The organism is Streptomyces sp. NPDC056948 (genome assembly GCF_042674225.1).
Taxonomy (GTDB): Bacteria; Actinomycetota; Actinomycetes; order Streptomycetales; family Streptomycetaceae; genus Streptomyces; species Streptomyces purpurascens.
In genome coordinates, this window is sequence record NZ_JBHUQX010000749.1 from 1 (window position 1) to 2,081 (window position 2,081).

The window sequence follows — 2,081 nt, forward strand, 5'->3', positions numbered from 1 at the left end:
CCCCCGGGGGGAGGGGATCCGGCGGCCACCGGCCCGCGCCCGGGCCCGAGCCCGGCAGCTCCCCTTGGCCTCCCTGACTTCCTTGAACCTCCAGAAGGTGTCGAACCATGACAGTCGTCATCGACCGAGCGACCGGCAAGCGGCGCGGTGAGCGGGAACCGCGCCCCGGGCCGGCCCAGCGGCTGAAGAACGGCTTCCACAAGCACTGGTACGCCTACGCGATGATCGCCCCGGTGGCGATCGTCCTCGGGGTCCTCGTGCTGTACCCGCTGGCGTACGGCCTGTACCTCACGCTCACCGACGCCACCAGCCTCAACACCGCCCGCACGATCGGCGTCAACGAGATCGACGCCACCTACAAGTTCATCGGCCTGGACAACTACGCCGACATCCTGTGGGGCCCGACGTCGTACGACCGCTTCTGGTCGCACTTCCTGTGGACGGTCTTCTGGACGGCGGCCTGTGTCGCCCTGCACTACGGCATCGGCCTCGGGCTCGCGCTGCTGCTCAACCAGAAGCTGCGCGGCCGCACCCTCTACCGGATGATCCTGGTGCTGCCCTGGGCGGTGCCGACCTTCGTCACCGTCTTCGGCTGGCGGTTCATGCTCGCCGACGGCGGCATCATCAACTCCGGCCTCGAGTTCCTGCACCTGCCGACGCCGCTGTGGCTGGAGGACACCTTCTGGCAGCGGTTCGCCGCGATCATGGTCAACACCTGGTGCGGTGTGCCGTTCATGATGGTTTCGCTGCTCGGCGGCCTGCAGTCGATCGACGCGAGCCTGTACGAGGCCTCCGAGATGGACGGCGCCAACGCCTGGCAGCGGTTCCGGTACGTCACCCTGCCCGGCCTGAGGTCCGTCAGCACCACCGTCGTACTGCTCGGCGTCATCTGGACCTTCAACCAGTTCGCCATCATCTTCCTGCTGTTCGGCAACACCGCCCCCGACGCCCAGATCCTCGTGACCTGGGCCTATCAGCTCGGCTTCGGGCAGCAGCCGCGTGACTACGCCCAGTCCGCCGCCTACGGAATCCTGCTCCTGTCCCTCCTGATCGTCTTCACCTCGTTCTACCGCCGCTGGCTTAACCGCAACGAGCAGCAGCTCGCGATCTGAGGCAGGAGTCCCCATGAGTACGACCACCGTCGAGACCTCCGCCCCGGCCACCGGGCGGCACCCCGCGGGCGACCCGCGCAAGGTCCGCCGTCGCGGCGAGAACAGCCGCGCGGCCTCCCTCGCCTCGCACGCCGTACTGATCGGCGCGAGCCTGACCGCGCTCTTCCCGATCGCCTGGCTGGTCTTCCTGTCCCTCGGCCCGGACAAGGACGACTATCTCCACCCCGGGCGCATCTGGAGCAAGATGACGCTCGACAACTACGCGTTCGTCCTCCAGGACACGAGCTTCTTCGACTGGCTGAAGAGCACGCTGGTCGTGGTGCTGGGCACGACGCTCATCGGCGTCGTCGTCGCGGCGTCCACCGGCTACGCGGTCTCCCGCATGCGCTTCCCCGGCTACCGGAAGCTGATGTGGGTGCTGCTCGTCACCCAGATGTTCCCGATCGCGGTACTGATCGTGCCGATGTACCAGATCCTCTCGGATCTCCAGCTCATCGACAGCTACCTTGGTCTCATCCTTGTCAACTGCACCACGATCGTGCCGTACTGCGCCTGGCTGATGAAGGGCTATTTCGACACCATCCCGTTCGAGATCGACGAGGCCGGGCGCGTCGACGGGCTGACCCCCTTCGGCACGTTCGCGCGGCTGATCCTGCCGCTCGCCAAGCCGGGCCTCGCGGTCGCGGCGTTCTACAGCTTCCTCACGGCCTTCGGTGAGGTCGCGTTCGCCTCGACGTTCATGCTGAGCGACGACAAGTACACGTTTGCCGTCGGTCTGCAGACCTTTGTGAGCGAGCATGACGCGCAGCGGAACCTGATGGCCGCGACGGCTGTGCTGATCGCGATACCGGCTGCCATCTTCTTCTACCTCGTGCAGAAGAACCTGGTGACCGGGCTTACCGCCGGTGGCACGAAGGGGTGACCTCCCTCCGTCGATCGGCCGCGGCCCCGTCGTGGCTGGTCGCGCCC

2 protein-coding genes are annotated in these 2,081 nt (G+C 67.0%); both read left to right on the forward strand.

All coding sequences use genetic code 11. The features are described 5' to 3' along the window. The first annotated feature begins 107 nt into the window (after window positions 1-107). Window positions 108-1,112 carry a carbohydrate ABC transporter permease gene (locus tag ACFTZL_RS44310; RefSeq protein WP_382596154.1) on the forward strand — a complete coding sequence of 335 codons (1,005 nt, stop codon included), beginning with the start codon at window positions 108-110 and terminating at the stop codon, window positions 1,110-1,112. 13 nt (window positions 1,113-1,125) lie between these two features. After that, window positions 1,126-2,034 carry a sugar ABC transporter permease gene (locus ACFTZL_RS44315; protein ID WP_382596157.1) on the forward strand — a complete coding sequence of 303 codons (909 nt, stop codon included), beginning with the start codon at window positions 1,126-1,128 and terminating at the stop codon, window positions 2,032-2,034. Window positions 2,035-2,081 lie beyond the last annotated feature (47 nt).